Genomic DNA, 17027 nt, shown 5'->3' with positions numbered 1-17027 from the left:
GCCGACCCAGCACCCCAGCACCCCAGAACCCCAGCACCCCGAAGGAAACCGTGCACGCCGACACCATCCTCCTCGCCCGCACCGTCCGGAACCCGGCCGAGGACACCGCCGGTCCGCCCGCCGGCCCCGCCCCGCTGCACGGGGTGGCGATCACCGCGGGCCGGATCACCGCCGTCGGCCCCGCACCGGCCCTCGACGCGCTGCGCGGCCCGGCCACCGCCGTCCACACCTTCCCGGACGCCGCGATCCTGCCCGGCCTCGTCGACGTCCACGCCCACCCCGTCTGGGGGTCGATCTCCGCCGGCGGCAGCGTCGACCTGGCGGCCGCCGCCACCCTCGACCAGCTGCTGACCCGCCTCGCCGAGGCCGCGGCCGGCCTCCCGCCCGAGGAGTGGATCACCGGCTACGACCTCGACGTCAACCTGTTCGACGGCGAGCCCACCGGCGCCGTCCTCGCCGAGCACCTGCCCGGGCGCCCCGTCTCGCTGATGACCCGCGACGCCCACGCCCTCCTGGTCAGCCCCCGGGTCGTCGAACTCGTCGGCCTGACCGGCCGCGAGACCTTCACCGACGCCTCCTCGATCGCCGTCGACGCGGCCGGCCGCCCGACCGGCCACATCCTCGAACTCCAGGCCATGGACCTGGTCTTCGCCCACTACCCCGAGGTGCCGCCGGCCACGGCCGCCGGCTACGTCCGCGACCAGCTCGAACGCCTCGCCCGCAGCGGCCTCACCGGCCTGCACGCGCTGGACTTCGCCGACCCCTCCGAGGAGGTGTTCCGGCACCTGGAGGAGCACGGCGAACTGCCGCTGCGGGTGCGCTGCTCCCCGCTCGTCCCGGCCGACTCCGCCCCGGACGTCTGGCGGGCGATCGCCGCCCTCCAGGGCCGCGGCGGGCGGCGCTGGCACGTCGACGGCGTGAAGTTCATGCTCGACGGCACCGCCGACAACGGCACCGCCTGGTTCGAACACCCCGACGTCCACGGCGAGAACCGCGAACCGCTGTGGCGCGACACCGAGGCCTACCGCGCCGCCGTCCGCTATTTCACCGACCTCGGCATCCCGACCGCGACCCACGCGATCGGCGACCGCGCGGTGCGGTTCGCGCTCGACGTCATCGAGGAGGCCGGCCGCGTCCCGCGCGCCCCGCACCGGATCGAACACATCGAGTCGATCCCCGACGACCTGCTGCCCCGGTTCGCCCGACTCGACGTGGTGGCCAGCCTGCAGCCCGTCCACGCGACCCGGCACACCCGGCCCGACGGCAGCGACAACTGGTCCCGGCGGATCGGCCCCGAGCGGGTCGCCCACGGCTGGCGCACCCGCGACCTGCTCGACCACGGCGCCGTCGTCGCCCTCGGCTCCGACTGGCCGATCGGGCCCGGCGACCCGCGCGTCGGCCTGGCCGACTGCCAGCTGCGCCGCCCGGTCGAGGACCCGGACGCGGCACCCGTGCAGCCGGACCAGGCGATCACCGCCCGCGAGGCCTACGCCGGGATGACCGTCGCCGCCGCGTACGCCGCCGGTGCGGCGGGAGAACTCGGGCGCGTCGCCCCGGGGTTCACCGCCGACCTGACCGTCTTCGCGGCCGACCCGCTCGCCCTCGCCCCCGCCGCCCAGGCCGCCAACGCCGTCCTCGCGACGGTGGTCGGCGGCGTCCTCCAGCCGTACCCGGACACCGCCGCCACCACCTCGAAGGAAGACCAGTGACCACGACGCCGATTCCCCGCCCCGACCACCGCCGGCACGTCGAGGTGGCGGACGCCGACCCGTACCGGCGCGGCACCGCGCGCGGCGAGCAGCTGCGCACCGGCCTGCCCGCCGCGATCGAGGTCTACGACCGCCTGTTCGCGCTCGGCGGCATCACCCCGGCCCGGGTCCGCGCGGACGCCGAACGCGCCCTCGACGCCATCGGCCGCTTCCGTCCCGCCGCCCACGCCGAGATCGAGGGCATCGCCCGGGGCGCCGGCCTCGAACCGTGGCGGATCGCCGCGCTCAACGCCCGCACCGAGATCCTGGCCGCCAGCGCCGCCGTCCCGCCGGGGGAGTGCACCACCCTGGTGCGCCGCGCGGCCACCGGCGCCGGACGGCCGCGCACCTTCGGCGCGCAGACCTGGGACTGGCACGTCGAACTGAGCGCGCACTGGCACACCCTGGAGTCGAGCGGCGCCCGGTACACCGTCGTCGGCCTCACCGAGGACGGCATCCTCGGCAAGATCGGCGTCAACAGCGCGGGGCTCGCCCTGCACTTCAACATCCTCGGGCACGAGCGGGACGGCGTCGGCGGCGTCCCCGTGCACGTGCTCGCGGCGACCGTGCTGGCGGAGGCGGGGAGCGTCGCCGAGGCCGTCGACCTGGTGCGCGGCGCCCCGCTCGGCTCCTCCGGCTCGTTCGCGCTGTTCGACGGGACGGACGGCGCGCTGCTCGACCTCAGTCCGGTGGGGGTGTTCGCGGTGGCGCCGGACGAGCACGGCGGGTTCGTGCGCACCAACCACTTCCTGACGCCGGTGCCCGCCGCCGGCGAGAAGACCCGGCTCTACCAGCCGGACTCGGGCGAGCGCCACGACTTCGTGCGGGCCCGGCTCGCCGCCCTGCGGCCGCTGCCCGACACGGCGGAGGCGCTCGCGCGCTGCCTGGTGACCGGGCCCGGTGAGCCGCCGGTCACCTGCCTGCCCGACCCGGCGCTGCCGCTGGGTCAGCGCTGGGCCAGCCTGGCCACCGTCGCCCTCGACCCGGCCACCCGCACCGCCGCGATCCTCGACGGCACCCCGGCCGAGCTCGACACCCGCCCCTGGCGCACCCTCACCGCGCGCTGACCGCGCGCACCCCGCCCCGGCCTTGGCTGAACCCGGGCCGGCTGAGCCCGGGTCGGTCGACCCGCCGCCACCGCCCGGCAGGTGGCGGCGGACAGCAGCAGGGCCCGGTACGGACGAACCGTCCGCACCGGGCCCTGCCCGTCTGGTCCTACGACACGCCTCAGCGGTCGAAGAGCTTCACCGGGATCCGCTCCGGCTGGGCCCCGGCCCGGCCCGAGAGCGAGCTGTCCTGCGGCGACAGCATCAGCGCGATCCCGCCGAGCGCGAGCAGCACCAGGACCGCCACCGCCAGCGGGGTGATGAACTGGGAGGCGGGCAGCCCGCCGACCGGGGAGCGGCCGTCCAGCACCACCGAGACCGCAGCCATCCCGGTGTAGTGCATGGCGACCACCGCGACCCCGGCGATCATGGCGGCCGCCAGCGAGGCCAGCAGACCGGTGATGTTCAGCGTCATCCACAGCGCGGCGGTGGCCGCGAACACGGCGATGGCGATCGAGGCGACCACGATGAGCGGGTCGTAGGAGACCTGGCCCTGGACGTGCATCGCCGCCATGCCGAGGTAGTGCATCGCGGCGACGCCCAGGCCGGTGACCGTCCCGCCGACCAGCAGCGTGGTCAGGCCGCGCGGCCGGTAGCCGACGTAGAGGATGCCGAGGCCGCAGACGGCGATCGCCAGCACCAGGCTGAGCAGCGTGAGCGGCACGTTGTAGAGGATCGTGGACCCGGTGACGTTGAAGCCGAGCATCGCCAGGAAGTGCATCGTCCAGATGCCGCAGCCGATCTCGATGGCGCCCAGCAGCAGCCAGCCGAGGCGCCGGCGCGGCGGCAGGTCGAGGGCGCGGACGGTGCACCGCAGGCCGAGCGCGGCTCCGGTGCAGGCGACGACGTACGACAGGACCGGGTTGACCCAGCCGTAGTGGAAGCCGTCGATGGGGGCGGTGTGGTGCATGGTTACCTGAGCTGACGTTTCGTTGATGGATTCGGACGGGAACCACCCGCGCGGAGCACGGTCCGGCGCGGTGTTCCCGGTTCCAGGAGTACGCGAGGAGTCGGAACCCTCGGGGAAGCGGAGTTGAATCGAAGCGGTCCACCGACCGGCGGGGTCAGGGCCTGGTCTTGTGGATCGGCCCCGGGCGCGGGTGGTGGCCGCGACGGGTGTCCACCTGCCGGGCCTGACGTGCGAGTACATACTATCCACCCGTCGGTCAAGGGTTCGCACCGGGGGGTCTGCGGGATTTTCCGTGAAGGCTGACGGCCCGTGCGCCCGGCCGCCGCACCCCGGGCCGTATCGTCGTCGCGGCGAAGACGAGACGCCCGCCGGCCGCGCCGGCGGCGGGACCGACCACCGGGGGCGAGCGATGCTCGATGTCAGACGGCTCACCATGCTTCAGGCGGTGGCCGAGCACGGGAGCTTCAACCGGGCCGCCGCCGCCCTGCTGCTGACCCCGTCCGCGGTCTCCCAGCAGATCGCCGCCCTGGAACGCGGGCTGGGCGCGACCGTGGTCGAACGCTCGACCCGGGGCGTGCGGCTGACCGAGGCGGGCCGCCTGCTGGTCGACGCCGCCGTCGCGGTCGGGGCGGAGCTGCGGCACGCCGAGGAGCAGATCGGGCGGCTGGGCGCGGCCCGGCCCCGGCTCACCCTCGCCACCTTCACCAGCGGCGGCCGCCGGCTGCTGCCCGGGGTGCTGGCCCGGTTCGCGCGGGCGCACCCGGAGGTCGAGCTGCGGATCGTGGAGCGCGAGCCGGAGGACAGCCTGCCGATGGTCCGCGAGGGCGCGGCCGACCTGGCGCTCGCCTACCACTTCGACGGGCCGCTGCCGGTGGTGCCCGGCGACCGCTCCGGCCTGGAGTGGACCCCGCTGCTGGAGGACCCGCTGCTGGTCGTCCTGCCCGAGGGGCACCGGCTGGCCGGGCGGCCCGCCCTCGACCTGTCGGAACTCGCCGCCGAACGCTGGGTGCTGGGCTGCGCGAAGACCGAGGCCTTCCTGCACCGGCACGCCGAGCTGGCCGGGTTCGAGCTGCGGGTGGCGGGCTCCACCACCGACTACTTCTTCGCCCGCTCGCTGGTCGCGGCGGGCGTCGGCGTCTCCCTGGTGCCGACGGTCGCGCTCGACCCCGCCCTGCCCGGGACCCGGGTGGTCCCGGTGCTCCCGCCGCGCCCGGCCCGGCACTTCGGTCTGGCCCTGCCGCGCCGCCGCGGCCCCCGCCCGTACGCGGACGCGCTGGCCGCCCTGCTCCGGGCGGAGGCCGCCGAGACGGACCAGACCGACGGGGCCGGCGCGCCGTGACCGCCACGGCGCGCCGCCCCCGGTCGGCGGAGCGCGCGGTGCGTCAGGCGGACGGCGTCCGGCCGACGGTCTCGAACAGCAGCTTCGCCGCCACCTCCGCGCCGTCGGCGTGGAAGGCGCCGGCCACGGCGCCCGCCCGGACCCGGGCCTCGGGCGCCAGGGCGGTGCCGAGGGCGGCCGTCAGCGACTCGACGGTCGGGGTCGGACCGTCGTGCGCCGCGCCGATGCCCAGCTCGGCCACCCGGGCGGCGAAGTACGGCTGGTCCGCCCCCTGCGGCACGATCACCTGCGGCGCGCCCGACCAGGTGGCGGTGGTCGTGGTGCCCGCGCCGCCGTGGTGCACGACGGCGGCCACCCGGCGGAACAGCGCCTGGTGGTTGACCTCGCCGATGACGAAGCAGTCGTCCCGGTCGTCGGCCAGGGCGAGGTCGGCCCAGCCGCGCGAGAGGACCACCCGGCGCCCGTGCGCGCGGACCGACTCGGTCACCACCCGGGCGAGCTCCTGCGGATCGCGCATCGGGATGCTGCCGAAGCCCACGTACACCGGCGGCTCGCCGGCGTCGAGGAAGGCCAGCAGGTCGGCGGGGAGCGGGCGTTCGTCCGGCAGGACCCAGGCGCCGGTCTGCACGACGTCGAGCCCGGCCGGCTGCCGCCACGGGGCCAGGACCGGGTCCGAGGCCAGCCACGGCCGGTCGGTGAAGACGTGGTCGCGGACGTCGTCCACCGGCGGCAGCCCGACGGACGCCCGGTGGCCGTTGACCGCCTCGCCGAACACGGCCTGCGCGTCCTCGGCGTCCCGCTCCCACAGCACCGCGTTGTCGGTCACCTCCGGCGGCAGCGGCCGGCCCGGCCGGGGGATCGGCGGGTGGTGCGGCGACGGCAGGCTGACCGGCTGGTAGCTGACGTACACATAGGGGACGCCCAGCGTCTCCGCCGCCGACTTCACCCCGGCGACGGCCGGCACCAGGCCGGTCGCCACCAGCACGTCGGCCCCCTCGGCGGCCGCGGTGACGTTCTCGTGGAACGCGGCGACCAGGTCGGCCGCGCGCCGGGCTATGCCGCCCGGGGCGGGCGGCGTCCTCCCGGTCACCAGGTCGCGCACCGACTGGCCGGTCGGCACCATCGCCACGCCGACCGCGGCCAGCCGCTTCTCGAACTCCTCGTCCGGCGGAGCGCACACCCGCACCTCCGCGCCGAGCTCCCGCAGCCGCACGGCCAGGCCCACGAGTGGCTCGACGCCCCCGCGCGAATCGTACGCCGACAACACCACACGCATTTCGTCACTCCTGTATCAGCGGTTCCGGCCCAGGTCGGTGATTCTCCGTCATGACCTGGGCCTTTCCGCAACTCCCGGCTTTCTCCTCCTTCGTGCCGGACCGAGACGCGCCGTCAATCTCAGCCCTTGGTCGAGCACTTGGCGTCGGGAGCGTGCCCGGACGGCCAGGCGACGCCTTCGAGGACCGCGGTCTTGGCGGTCGGGTCGAGGCGGACGATGGGGATGGCCTTGTTGTACGGGTTGCCGGTCTCGTCGAGGCAGATCCAGCCGCTGGCGCCGTCGACCCGGCCGTCACCGCGCATCCGCAGCCAGCTGTTGGCGACCTGAGCGGTCGAGGGCATCTTCACATCGCCCACCGTGCTCTTGCGGATGCCCTCGACGGCGGTGGTGACCGCGTCGTAGGTGATGATCACCCGGCCGTCGGCGAGGCCGGCCCGCTCGGCCGCCCCGGGCTCCGGCTTCGGGAGCAGGTCGTACAGCTCCTGCGTCGCCTTCTTGGAACCGCCGGTGGCCTCCGTGCTGTGCGGTCCCCAGGTGTCGGGGTGGGCCAGCGCGGTGTACCGGACCGTGATCCCCTTTCCGGTGCTGAGCATGTCCCAGTGGGCGGTGAACTCGGGGTCGACCAGCAGGGTGGAGGCGTGCGAGCCGGTGATCACCGTGTAGGCCTTCTCGGGGCACGGCCGACCGCTCAACTCGATCAGGAACTGGCGCAGTTGGACGGGTCGGCCGGCGAAGTAGACGGTCGTCGCGGTGGCCGCGCAGATCTCCGGCATCATCCGGCGGAACTCGTTGGCGAGGTTGCCCTTGTCGTTCACGTCGTCCGCCGGCGAGCGGTAGGGCTGCGGGATGTACGGCGCGTCCTTGGTGAGCTTCTCGAAGGAGGCGCGCAGACTGCTCAGGTAGTTGTCGTTCTCGCGGAGGTCCTTGATCAGGAGGGCTTCGCCGGGCTTGGTGGCCGCCCCGTAGGCGGCGAGGACGGTGGCCTGGTCGCCGTTGCTGGGCGCGACGTGGGCCAGGCCCGGGAAGGCGCGCGGGTCGGCCGTGGTGTTCCTGATGTCGTCGGCGGTCATCGGGCCCGCGACCACCGGGATCCCCCGCTCCTTGGTGAGGTAGCGGACGGCCTCCTTGGTCTCCGGGAGGCTGATGTTGAGGCCGGTGACGGCCCGCAGGTTCTGCTTCTCGTCGGCCGCGGCTTCGGCCAACTGCTCGGCGACCGTGCGCCACTGCTTGTAGGCCCGGCCGGGGTTGGCGAGCACCAGCCGGATCGGCGGCTGGTTGTCCTGGCTGTTGGCCCGGTGCTGGGCCAGGTAGGCGCCCTGCACCTGCTCGAGGTACTCCTGCTGCTCGGCGGGCGAGGTGGAGACCATCGGGATCATCAGGGCGACGGTGGCGACGGACTTGCCGGCGAGCTTGTCGTTCTCCGCCTTGATCTGCTCGGAGACCTGCTTCAGGGACTGGTGGAAGACGAAACCGCCGTCGGTGACGCCGACGCACTCCTCGCCGTCGTGCTTGGCCACGCCCGTGCCGCAGGACCGGTCGGTGAGGATGCGGTAGGTGACGAAGCCCGCGGTGGTCAGCAGGGCGGCGGCGAGGAGGAGCACCAGAACGCGGTTCAGCGGTCCGGCGGGAAAGGGGACTCTCATGGACGGGTTTCTCCCCAGGTCGGCAGGTAGGGTGCCTGGATCCAGTGGCTCAGCAGGCGCGGCCACTCGCGGTGGGCCAGTTCGAAGACTTGCTTGGCGGCGGGGGCGCCGAACGGGGCCAGGGTGAGCAACTGCCGCTCGATGTCGCCGATCCCGTTCGGGTCGGGCGGGGTGAGCGGCTGCGACTGCTTCCACAGGCCGAGCAGGAGGAGCTCCACCGCCCGGTGCACGGAGTCGCGCTTCCCGCCCGGACAGGCCGGACACGGGACCGGCCGCGAGGCCGGGAGCGGCATGTTCGCGGGCGGCGGGGGCGCCGCGCAGATCAGGTTGAGGGCGCCGAGCCACCAGGATGCCCCCTGCCCGGCGGTTGCGGCGCGCCGGGGCGAGGTCAGCCCGGCCAGGTACTGGTGCAGGACGCGGGCGACCACCGCGGTGTGGCCGAGCGAGAGCGAGTGGTGCAGGAGCCGCATGGTCCGGTTGGGCTCGGTGTCCCGGCCGTACACACCCCGGAGGGCCAGCTGGAGATCCTTCCAGCCGACGGCTTCGGGTGTCGCCGAGGTCCGGGCCAGCGACTCGTGCAGCAGCAGGGTGCGCAGCACCGGGTCGCCGATGAACGGCGACTCCGCGGCTCCCGGCCAGTGGCGCGGTCCCCAACGGCCGTCGGCCAGCAGGTTCACCGTGTCCTGGACCGCCAGGCGCGGGTCGCCGCCGGGCGGGTGCACGCCGCCGAGCGCGAGGGCGGCCTGCTCGTCCAGGGCCGGGGCGAAGCGGACCAGCCTGGTCCGGGCGAGTTCCTCGGGGAACAGCGTCCGCAGCAGCCGCTCGCGCACCGACTGGTCCGGGTCGGCGGCGGACGCCAGGTCGAGCAGCGCGTGGTCCGGGACGAACCCGCGCTGGCGGATCTCCTGCCGGGCGGCCTGCACCAGGGTGTGGGCGATCCCGGCCCGCCCGGCCGCGAGCCGCTGGATCAGCCGGGCGGTGCCCGGCTCGACCGGGGTGTCCTCGAACATCCCCTGGACCTCGTCCGGCGAGAGCTGCGCCAGGGGCACCCGCAGCAGCCAGCCGTCCGCCGTCTCCGGCCGGGTCTGGAGCCAGAACGGGCCGGTGGCGGTCCGGGTCGACAGGGCGGCGCGCTCGGGGTCGAGGGTGGCGGGCTCCTCGGCGAGCGTGGTCACGACGACGCCGGGCCGGTGGCGGGTGGTCCCCTCGTGCCAGACCCAGGTCAGGCCGTCGAGGACCTGCCGGCCCAGCGGGGTGTGGGCGTTGTCGAGGAGCAGCAGCGGGCGCGGCAGCCAGTTCAGCCGGCGGCGCAGGGTGTAGTGGCCGGCGATGTCCGCCAACAGGGCCGCCAGCAGCTGCCGTTCCGCGAACCGCTGGTCCGTCGGGGTGCTGCGGAAGCGCAGCCGCAGCGCGGTCAGCTGGCTGTGCGCGCCGCCGTGCGGGCGGATCGGCCGGTCGGCCCACCAGTTCCGGCCGGTCGTGGTGGCGCCGTGGCCGAGCAGCTCGGTGCCGACGACATCGGCGAGCGCCGCCACCCGCGGGTCCACCTCGGCGGTCGCCCCCGGCACGGCGTCGGCCGGGCGGGGGAGCTGTTTGATCCACTGCGCCGCCCGGCTTCGGCGCACCGCGTCGTCGGCCTCGCTCGCCAGGAGCAACCCCGCCAGCCGGTGCCGGGCGGCCTCGGTCTCGCCGTCCAGGGCCTCCTGCCAGCTGGTGACCGCGAGCAGCCCCAGGGTGAGCCGGGGGAACGCCAGGGTGCCGTCGAACTTCTTCGGCCGCCGGCCGAGTTCGTGCCGCAGCAGGAACAGCAGGTCCGCGGTGCGCGAGACGTTCGCCGGACCGGGGTCGTACGGCGGGGCGAGCCCCGGCTGGCCGAAGTCCTCCTGGGCGAGGTCCGCGTACGCCTGCGGCAGGTGCTTCGCGTACCGCTCCTCCAGCTCCTCCAGCAGGGCCGTCCGGCCGGTGAGCCGCCCGCCCGCGAACTCGACCACCGGCGGCGTCCCGGCCGGATCGCGCAGCCGTCTCTCCTTGTCGAGCCTCAGACCCACCAGTGCGGGAACGATGTCCTTGAACACCGCGTCCCGGCCGTACAGCATCACCGTGAACCCCCCAGTCCTCCGGCTCGGTGGTGCACACCGCCGTGATGGAAGGAGGATAGGGGAGATCGTCAGCTCTACTCATGGGTAATACAACTGACGTGATCTCAGTTGCGAAGCTGTGACTCACCGCCCCGGTCGGCCGCCGCGGGGGCCGGCAGGCGGAAGCCGACCTCGGCGCCGCCGCCGGGGGCGGCGCCGGCGAAGACGGTGCCGTGATCGGCGGCGATCAGGTCGTGGACGATGGCCAGACCGAGGCCCGAGCCGGGGACGGACTGGGTGCCGGGGCCGCGGTGGAAGCGGTCGAAGACCGCCTGCCGCTCCGCCGGGGGGATGCCCGGGCCGTGGTCGCGGACGGACAGCCGCACGCCGCCGGGCCGCAGGGCCTCGACGTGGACCTCGACGGGGGTGCCGTCGGGGCTGAACTTGACCGCGTTGGCGAGCAGGTTGTCGATGCAGCGGTGCAGCGCGCGCGGCCGGGCGAGGACGAGGACGCCAGTACCGGCGGTGACCGTGATGGAGCGTCCGGTGCGGCGGCGGAAGCGCCCCGCGCAGTCCTCGGCCGCCACCGCCAGGTCGAGCGGCACCGGGTCCTCGTCGGCCTGCCGGTCGGTGGCGAGTTCGACGAGCTCGCGGACCAGCTCGTCGAGCGCCACGCTCTCGCCGACCAGGGTGGCCAGGATCTGCTCCTCGTCCTCGGGCGCGAGCCGGCCGCGGGCCCGCTGGAGCAGCTCGGCGCTGCCCCGGACCGAGGTCAGCGGGGTGCGCAGCTCGTGGCTGGCGTTCTGCACCAGGCGCTGCTGCGCCTCGCGGGAGCGGCGGAGCGCGTCGAGCATGATCTCGAACGAGCGGGTCAGCCGGCCGACCTCGTCGCGGCCGGCCGGCGGCAGCGGAGTGCCGAGGTCCTGGGTGGTGCTGATGTGTTCGGCGGCCCGGGCCAGCCGCCGCACCGGCCGCAGGACCCGGCCGAGCAGCAGCCAGCTGAGGGCGGCGCAGCCGGCCGCCGCGGCCGCGGTGGTCCAGGTGATCTGCCGGAGGAACTCGCGGTCGACCCGCTCGGCGTCCGCGTAGGTCTGGCCGATCAGCACCGCCCCGGCGCCCGCGCCGAGGCCCTTGGTGAGGACGCCGTAGGTGGTCTCCCCGACGGTGATCTCCTCCGCCCGGGTGCCCAGGCCGTCGCGGGCCAGCTCCAGCGCCCCCGGTGGGACCGGCAGCGGCTCGCGGCCGGGGGAGAGCGGGCGGACGGTGCCGTCCGGCAGCAGCAGCTGCTCGGTGGTGTCGGGCCGGGGGGCCGGGGTGCGGCCGGCGTCGAGCAGGGCGACGACGGTGTCCGCGCGGTCGGCGAGGACGCGGTCGAACTCCTCGGCGACCAGTCCGGAGACGCTGCGGTAGGAGGTGGTGACGGTGACGGCGATGGCCAGCAGGGTGGCGGCCACCACGACGAGGGCGATCCGGGCGCGCAGCACTCAGGTCCTCTCTTTCGGATCACGTCGGGTCAGTGGGCGTCGTTGGAGTGCGTGCATCGGCGGTGCGGAGGAGGAAGCCCATGCGGAGCATCGGCGACCGACGACAAGCCGGCGAGGTGCGTGCTCCGGCGGCGACCGCCCGGCGCGATCCGGAAGAGAGGGCCTAGGTCCGCACGAGGTAGCCGACGTTGCGGACGGTCTGGATCAGCCGGGGCTCGCCGTGCTCCTCGCTCTTGCGGCGCAGGTAGCCGATGTAGACGTCGAGCGAGCGCGAGTCGGTGTCGAAGTCGTAGCCCCAGATCCGCTCGTAGATCTGCGGGCGGGTGAGCACCGCGCCCTGGTTGCGGAGCAGCAGTTCCAGCAGGTCGAACTCGGTCTTGGTGAGGTCGAGCGGCCGCTCGCCGCGGTGGGCGCTGCGGGCGGCGGTGTCCAGGACGAGGTCGGCGCAGGACAGCAGGCCGGTGTCGGCGGGCGGGGTGGCGCGCCGCAGCAGGGCGCGTATCCGGGCCAGCAGTTCCTCGGTGGCGAACGGCTTGGCCAGGTAGTCGTCGGCGCCCGCGTCGAGCCCGGCGACCCGGTCGCCGAGCTGGTGGCGGGCGGTGAGGACCAGGACGGGCAGCCGGTCGCCGCGCCGGCGCAGCATCCGGCAGAGCGCCAGCCCGTCGAGGCGGGGCATGACCACGTCGACGACGGCGAGGTCCGGGCGCCGGTGCTCCAGCAGTTCCAGGGCCGCCTGGCCGTCGGTGGCGGTCAGGACCTGGTAGCCCTCGAAGCGCAGGAGCTGGTCGAGGGTGGTGCGGACCCCGGGGTCGTCCTCGACGACGAGCACGGTGCGTCCGGGCGCGGTTGCGTCTGTCATGGCGTCATTCTCGCTGGTGGCGGGCGGTGGTGGGGATGCGGACGACGGCCCGGGCGGCCGGGGCCCGTCCACCCGGACGGGCCCAGATCCGACGGTGCGTCAGCCTGCGGTCGGCCCGGCGGCGTTCACCGGTGTGACGGCGATCGGCGGGACGGCGGTCGTGCAGGAGGTGTCGCCCGGCTGCCCGGTGCGGATGAACGTGTTCGCGACGGCGACCGCGCAGTGCGTGGACTCCAGCTCCGGCACGTGCCCCGCGTTGGGCACGGACACCAGGGTGCTGCGGCGGAACTGCGCGGCCGACAGCCGGGAGGCGCTCTCGGGGGTGTTGGAGTCGAGGTCGCCGGAGAGCACCAGGACGGGCACGTCCGGCAGCGGGCCGTCCACCGGCTGCGGGCGGGCGGTGCCGGAGCGCGGCCAGCGGATGCAGGCGTCGGCGCCGTCGGTCTGCCCGGCGGTGAAGCCCTCGACGCTGAACGGCGCGAACCGGTTCGGGTCGGCGGCGGACAGGGCCTGGCGGTACTGCTGGCGGCGGACCGCGAGCGGGGCGTCCACCGACCAGGCCCGGGCGTAGTCGTTGCAGGCCACGGCGAGGAAGCCGGCCTGGTCCTCGGCGGTGGCCGGCGCGTAGTCCGCGCGCACCAGGGCGGTCAGCGCGGTGTCGTCGCCGCGCGCGGCGGCGTGCAGGGCGGCCGGCAGGTCGCCGAGCAGCGAGTGCCCGGCCGGGTCCGCCCCGGCCTCGCGGCTGGCGGCCTCGTACAGCAGGTTGGCGAACTTGTCCTCGGTGAAGCGCAGCGTGCGGGTGGCGCCGGCGGCGTCGATCCGCAGGGTGAGCGGGCGCTCGCGCAGCCGGGCGGCGACCGTGCCGAGGTCCTCGACGGCCGTCGCGCCGTCACAGGCCGCGCTGCGCTCGCACACCCGCCGCAGGGACTGCGCGACGGCCTCGGCGCTCGGCCGGGCGAGCGGGTCGACGGCCAGCGGGAACGCGCCGGAGAGCACCATCGACTCGACCCGCTCGGGGTGACGGCCGGCGTAGACCGGCATCAGGTAGGTGCCGTAGGAGAGCCCGTACAGGACGAGCGATTCGGCGCCCAGCCGGGCCCGGACGGCGTCGAGGTCGTCGGCGGTGGCGGCGCTGGTGTAGCCGGCCGCCCGGGGCCCGAGCCGCTCGGCGCAGCGGGCGACGGCGGCGCGCTGGCCGGCGTGGTCGGCGAAGCGGTACTCGGCGTCGGTGACCCCGCAGGGGATCCGGCCGGAGCGGCCGGTGCCGCGCGGGTCGACCAGCAGCACGTCGTGGGTGTCGAGCACGCCCTGCAGGGCGGCGGCGAACGGTTCGGCCCGGTCGATCGCGGTCTCGCCGGGCCCGCCCGGGTTGATCGCGACGGTGCCCCGCGCGGGTCCCGGGCCGGTGTGGCGCACCACCGCGTACGCCACCGGGACGCTGCCGAGCCACGGCTTGTCCGCGACCAGCGGCCGCTTGACGGTGCCGCAGTCGACCCGGTACCCGTCCAGGTCCGGGCACCAGCCGGGCCGGGCCTGGGTGCCGGGGGCCGGCGCCGCGGCGGCCGTCGCCGGTGCCAGTGGCAGCGCCGAGAGCAGCGCCGCCACCGCCCCGGTGACCACCCCGGCCCGTCGCAGCGTCCGCGTGGTCGTGGCCCCGGCCGTCGCCTTGCTCGTCATGGTGTCCCGTCCGTCCTGTCGTCCGTGTGTGCCTCGGTGTGGGGACGACAGTGCCGGGCGCCGGTCAGACGTTCGGCAGAGCGACGGCAAAGACGTGTAAGAAGATCGGCCCGGGCCCGGAACGGGCCGCAGGCCGGGTCAGCGGCACATGAGGGCGAAGGTGTAGCCGCGGGCCTTGAGGGTGCGCAGGATGGCGGGCAGCGCGGCCACCGTCTGGCTGCGGTCGCCGCCGCCGTCGTGCAGCAGGATGACGGCGCCCGGGGTGACGGCGTTGAGCACCCGGCGCTCGATCGCGGCCCGCCCGGGCCGTGACCAGTCCTGGGGGTCGACGCTCCACAGCTGGACGCTCTTGCCGAGCGCCGCCGCCCGCGCGCGGACGGTCGTGTTCACCCCGCCGTAGGGCGGGCGCAGACAGGACGGCGTGTACCCGGTCTGCGCGCGGATCCGCGCGTCGGTGGCCGTCACCTGGTAGTCGAAGGCGGACTTGGAGAGGTTGCGGAGGTCGGGGTGGGACCAGCTGTGGTTCTGCACGCTGTTGCCCTGGGCGTGCACCTGCCGGGTGACCCCGGGGTAGGCGGCGACGTTCTGGCCGATCTCGAAGAAGGTGGCGCGGACCCCGTACTGGGACAGCAGGGCCAGGACCTGCGGGGTGTAGCGCGGGCTCGGGCCGTCGTCGAAGGTGAGGTAGACGACCTTGCCGGCGGCGCCGGCTCCGGCCGCCTGGGCCGGGACGGCGGGCAGGGCGACGACGGCGGTGGCGGCCGCGATCAGGGCGCCGATCAGGACACGGGTGGTGCGGCGGCCTGCGGGCCGGTCCGCTTCACGAGGCGAAGACACGGGTCCTCCCAACGGGCGCGGGGCAGGAACGAACCCGATGCCCGGCCCTCCCCGCGTGCCGGTCAATGTAACCGCTCACCCAGGTCCGGTCACGGGGTCGCGGACGCGCAGGGGCGTGCTTCGGCCAGCTCGGGGACGCCCTTCCGCGCGGGTCGGCTCCGGGCGCGATCCGGAGCCTCCCGGTCCGCCGGAACCCGGGGTCCCTGCGGGCGCCGCCGGGCCCTCGGGGAGGATAGCGGGCGTGACGTTCTCCCTGGACCCCGCCGACCCCGCGTTCGCCCGCGACCCGTACCCCTTCTACGCGGCCCTGCGCGCGGCGGGACCGGCCACGCGGGTACGGCTGGCCAACGGCACCTCCGCCTGGCTGGTCACCGGCCACCGGCAGGTCCGCGCGGCCCTCGCGGACCCCCGGTTCTCGAACGTGCCGAAACCGAACGCGGGTCGGGCCCGGGCCGGCTGCCCGGCCGACCCGGCACGCGCCGCGCTGGCCCGGCACATGCTCAACACCGACGGCCCCGACCACCGCCGGCTGCGCCACCTCGCCGTCGCCGCCTTCACCCCCCGGCGGGTGGACGCGATGGCCGACCGGATCCGGCAGCTCACCGACACCGTGCTCGCCGGGCTCAGCGACCGGCTGCACCGGGACGGCACCGCGGACCTCGTCGACGACTTCGCCTTCCCGCTGCCGGTCCTGGTGATCGGCGAGGTCCTCGGCGTCCCCGAGCGCGACCGCGCCGACCTGCGCACCTGGACCTACCAGGTCGGATCCCCCGCCGACGCGCTCCCGGCCGGCACCACCGAACGCGCCTGGGGCCGGCTGCACGCCTACTTCGACCAGCTGATCGCCGACAAGCGCCGGGCCCCGGGGGAGGACCTGTTCAGCTCGCTCGTGCACGCGGCCGAACCGGACGCCCTCGACCGGGACGACCTGCTCGCGATGGCCTTCCTGCTGCTCTTCGCCGGCTACGAGACGACCATGAACCTGCTCGCCTCCGCCTCCCTCGCCCTGCTGACCGACCCCGGCGAACTCGCCGCCGCCCGGGACGGCGGCCCCGACCGCTGGGCGGCGGTGATCGAGGAGACCCTCCGCCACGGCAGCCCGCTGGAGGGCGCCACCTGGCGGCGCACCACCGAGGACGTCGACCTCGGCTCGGACACCGTCATCCCGGCCGGCTCCTCGGTGCTCGTCGTCCTGGCCGCCGCCAACCGCGACCCCGAGGTCTACCCGGACCCCGACCGGTTCAGCCCCGACCGCTACCTCCCCGGCACCGACCGGGCGCCCGGCCACGTCGCCTTCGGCCACGGCCCGCACGTCTGCCTCGGCGCCCGCCTCGCCCGCCTGGAGGCGCAGCTCGCTCTGCCCCGCCTCTTCGACGCCCTCCCCACCCTCCGGTTGGCCGCCGACCCCGCCGACCTCCCCTACCGCCCCGGCCTCCTCGTCCGCGGCCCCCGCCGCCTCCCGGTCCGCCCGGCCTGACCCGGTCGGCGGCCCGTTGCTGGCCGAGACCTCCGTCGTCCACCCGTCCGCGGCTCCCGCCGCCGCCTCCCCGACCCCGTCCGCCCGTTCGTTCGTGGCCTTTCGGGTGCGGCGGGCCCGCTTGGGTGGGACACGGAGGGATGGGCGGATCACCCGGTGCCGAAGGTGCGCCGGTGGTGGCGGTTTTCTCATTTCCGAGTGTTTGACCGGGTCGCGGCGGGTGCGCTGCTCCGCCCCGATTTCCCGCTTTCCCGGCCGGGAATTCCGATGAATTCGAGCACCCTCCATCCGGCCGGTGATTGATGGCCGCCGCGAGCGATTCTCCCCAGTCGACTCAGTGGATTTCCGCTGCGGGTGATTGTCGTGTCTGGTGGGGGTTTGGGTGCTGTGGGTGGGTGTGTGGGGCAGGAATCCGGTCAGTCGAGGGCGGTTATCGGTCACTGCGTCGCGTCGGCGGGGGAGTTGATCGGCGGTGCTTGATTCGAGTGGTTGATCGATGGTTGTGTCGGGCCCCGTGAAATCGTTGGCACCAGGCGTCACACGGGAAACCGGCACCCAATCCGGTCATGACAACGCGTCAATTCGTGCCCGTC

General features: G+C 75.1%; 12 protein-coding genes. 4 read left to right on the top strand and 8 right to left on the bottom strand.

Going from position 1 to position 17027, the window contains the following annotated elements; genetic code table 11:
• The first annotated feature begins 50 nt into the window (after positions 1–50).
• Positions 51–1709 (top strand): amidohydrolase, encoded by a 1659-nt coding sequence (locus tag AB0N76_RS11180; protein ID WP_363555581.1) that lies wholly within the window; start codon positions 51–53, stop codon positions 1707–1709.
• A complete protein-coding gene (locus AB0N76_RS11175; RefSeq protein ID WP_363555579.1) occupies positions 1706–2815 on the top strand; it encodes a C45 family peptidase in 1110 nt (369 codons plus the stop codon). The genes AB0N76_RS11180 and AB0N76_RS11175 overlap by 4 nt, the downstream gene beginning before the upstream one ends.
• Before the next feature lie 160 nt (positions 2816–2975).
• On the opposite strand, the gene AB0N76_RS11170 is transcribed toward AB0N76_RS11175, so the two are convergent.
• Positions 2976–3764 carry an MHYT domain-containing protein gene (locus AB0N76_RS11170; protein WP_363555577.1) on the bottom strand — a complete coding sequence of 263 codons (789 nt, stop codon included), beginning with the start codon at positions 3762–3764 and terminating at the stop codon, positions 2976–2978.
• A 409-nt stretch (positions 3765–4173) separates the two neighbouring features.
• On the opposite strand from AB0N76_RS11170, the gene AB0N76_RS11165 reads away from it, so the two are divergent.
• Positions 4174–5103: a LysR family transcriptional regulator gene (locus AB0N76_RS11165; RefSeq protein WP_363555575.1), complete on the top strand. Its 930-nt coding sequence runs from the start codon at positions 4174–4176 to the stop codon at positions 5101–5103.
• A gap of 43 nt (positions 5104–5146) precedes the next feature.
• Here the strand turns inward: AB0N76_RS11165 and AB0N76_RS11160 are convergent, their stop codons facing one another.
• The 7 genes from AB0N76_RS11160 to AB0N76_RS11130 form a co-directional block, all read right to left on the bottom strand.
• The gene (locus tag AB0N76_RS11160) at positions 5147–6379 is read right to left on the bottom strand and encodes a glycosyltransferase (protein WP_363555573.1); all 1233 of its coding nucleotides are present in this window, start codon (positions 6377–6379) and stop codon (positions 5147–5149) included.
• A gap of 119 nt (positions 6380–6498) precedes the next feature.
• The gene (locus AB0N76_RS11155; protein WP_363555571.1) at positions 6499–8022 is read right to left on the bottom strand and encodes a hypothetical protein; all 1524 of its coding nucleotides are present in this window, start codon (positions 8020–8022) and stop codon (positions 6499–6501) included.
• A complete protein-coding gene (locus tag AB0N76_RS11150) occupies positions 8019–10118 on the bottom strand; it encodes a hypothetical protein (RefSeq protein ID WP_363555569.1) in 2100 nt (699 codons plus the stop codon). Before AB0N76_RS11150 ends, AB0N76_RS11155 begins: the two co-directional genes overlap by 4 nt.
• A 107-nt stretch (positions 10119–10225) precedes the next feature.
• A complete protein-coding gene (locus AB0N76_RS11145; RefSeq protein WP_363555567.1) occupies positions 10226–11584 on the bottom strand; it encodes a HAMP domain-containing sensor histidine kinase in 1359 nt (452 codons plus the stop codon).
• A gap of 163 nt (positions 11585–11747) precedes the next feature.
• Positions 11748–12443 carry a response regulator transcription factor gene (locus tag AB0N76_RS11140; RefSeq protein WP_363555565.1) on the bottom strand — a complete coding sequence of 232 codons (696 nt, stop codon included), beginning with the start codon at positions 12441–12443 and terminating at the stop codon, positions 11748–11750.
• Positions 12444–12542: 99 nt separating this feature from the next.
• Positions 12543–14120: an alpha/beta fold hydrolase gene (locus tag AB0N76_RS11135; RefSeq protein WP_363555563.1), complete on the bottom strand. Its 1578-nt coding sequence runs from the start codon at positions 14118–14120 to the stop codon at positions 12543–12545.
• Between the two features lie 138 nt (positions 14121–14258).
• Positions 14259–14957 (bottom strand): polysaccharide deacetylase family protein, encoded by a 699-nt coding sequence (locus AB0N76_RS11130; protein WP_363555561.1) that lies wholly within the window; start codon positions 14955–14957, stop codon positions 14259–14261.
• Positions 14958–15198: 241 nt separating this feature from the next.
• On the opposite strand from AB0N76_RS11130, the gene AB0N76_RS11125 reads away from it, so the two are divergent.
• Complete coding sequence (locus tag AB0N76_RS11125) at positions 15199–16434, top strand: cytochrome P450 (protein WP_363555559.1); 1236 nt, start codon at positions 15199–15201, stop codon at positions 16432–16434.
• The last annotated feature ends 593 nt before the right edge of the window (positions 16435–17027 follow it).

It is taken from the genome of Kitasatospora sp. NPDC093806 (assembly GCF_040683335.1).
GTDB lineage: Bacteria > Actinomycetota > Actinomycetes > Streptomycetales > Streptomycetaceae > Kitasatospora.
Note: the sequence above shows the minus strand (reverse complement) of the source record. Positions and strands in the feature narration are given on the sequence as shown.

Excerpts from the sequence above, each read along its gene's own strand:
- AB0N76_RS11170 (WP_363555577.1), bottom strand. The coding sequence starts at position 3,764 with ATGCACCACACCGCCCCCATCGACGGCTTCCACTACGGCTGGGTCAAC.
- AB0N76_RS11165 (WP_363555575.1), top strand. The coding sequence starts at position 4,174 with ATGCTCGATGTCAGACGGCTCACCATGCTTCAGGCGGTGGCCGAGCAC.
- AB0N76_RS11160 (WP_363555573.1), bottom strand. The coding sequence starts at position 6,379 with ATGCGTGTGGTGTTGTCGGCGTACGATTCGCGCGGGGGCGTCGAGCCA.
- AB0N76_RS11155 (WP_363555571.1), bottom strand. The coding sequence starts at position 8,022 with ATGAGAGTCCCCTTTCCCGCCGGACCGCTGAACCGCGTTCTGGTGCTC.
- AB0N76_RS11150 (WP_363555569.1), bottom strand. The coding sequence starts at position 10,118 with ATGCTGTACGGCCGGGACGCGGTGTTCAAGGACATCGTTCCCGCACTG.
- AB0N76_RS11140 (WP_363555565.1), bottom strand. The coding sequence starts at position 12,443 with ATGACAGACGCAACCGCGCCCGGACGCACCGTGCTCGTCGTCGAGGAC.
- AB0N76_RS11135 (WP_363555563.1), bottom strand. The coding sequence starts at position 14,120 with ATGACGAGCAAGGCGACGGCCGGGGCCACGACCACGCGGACGCTGCGA.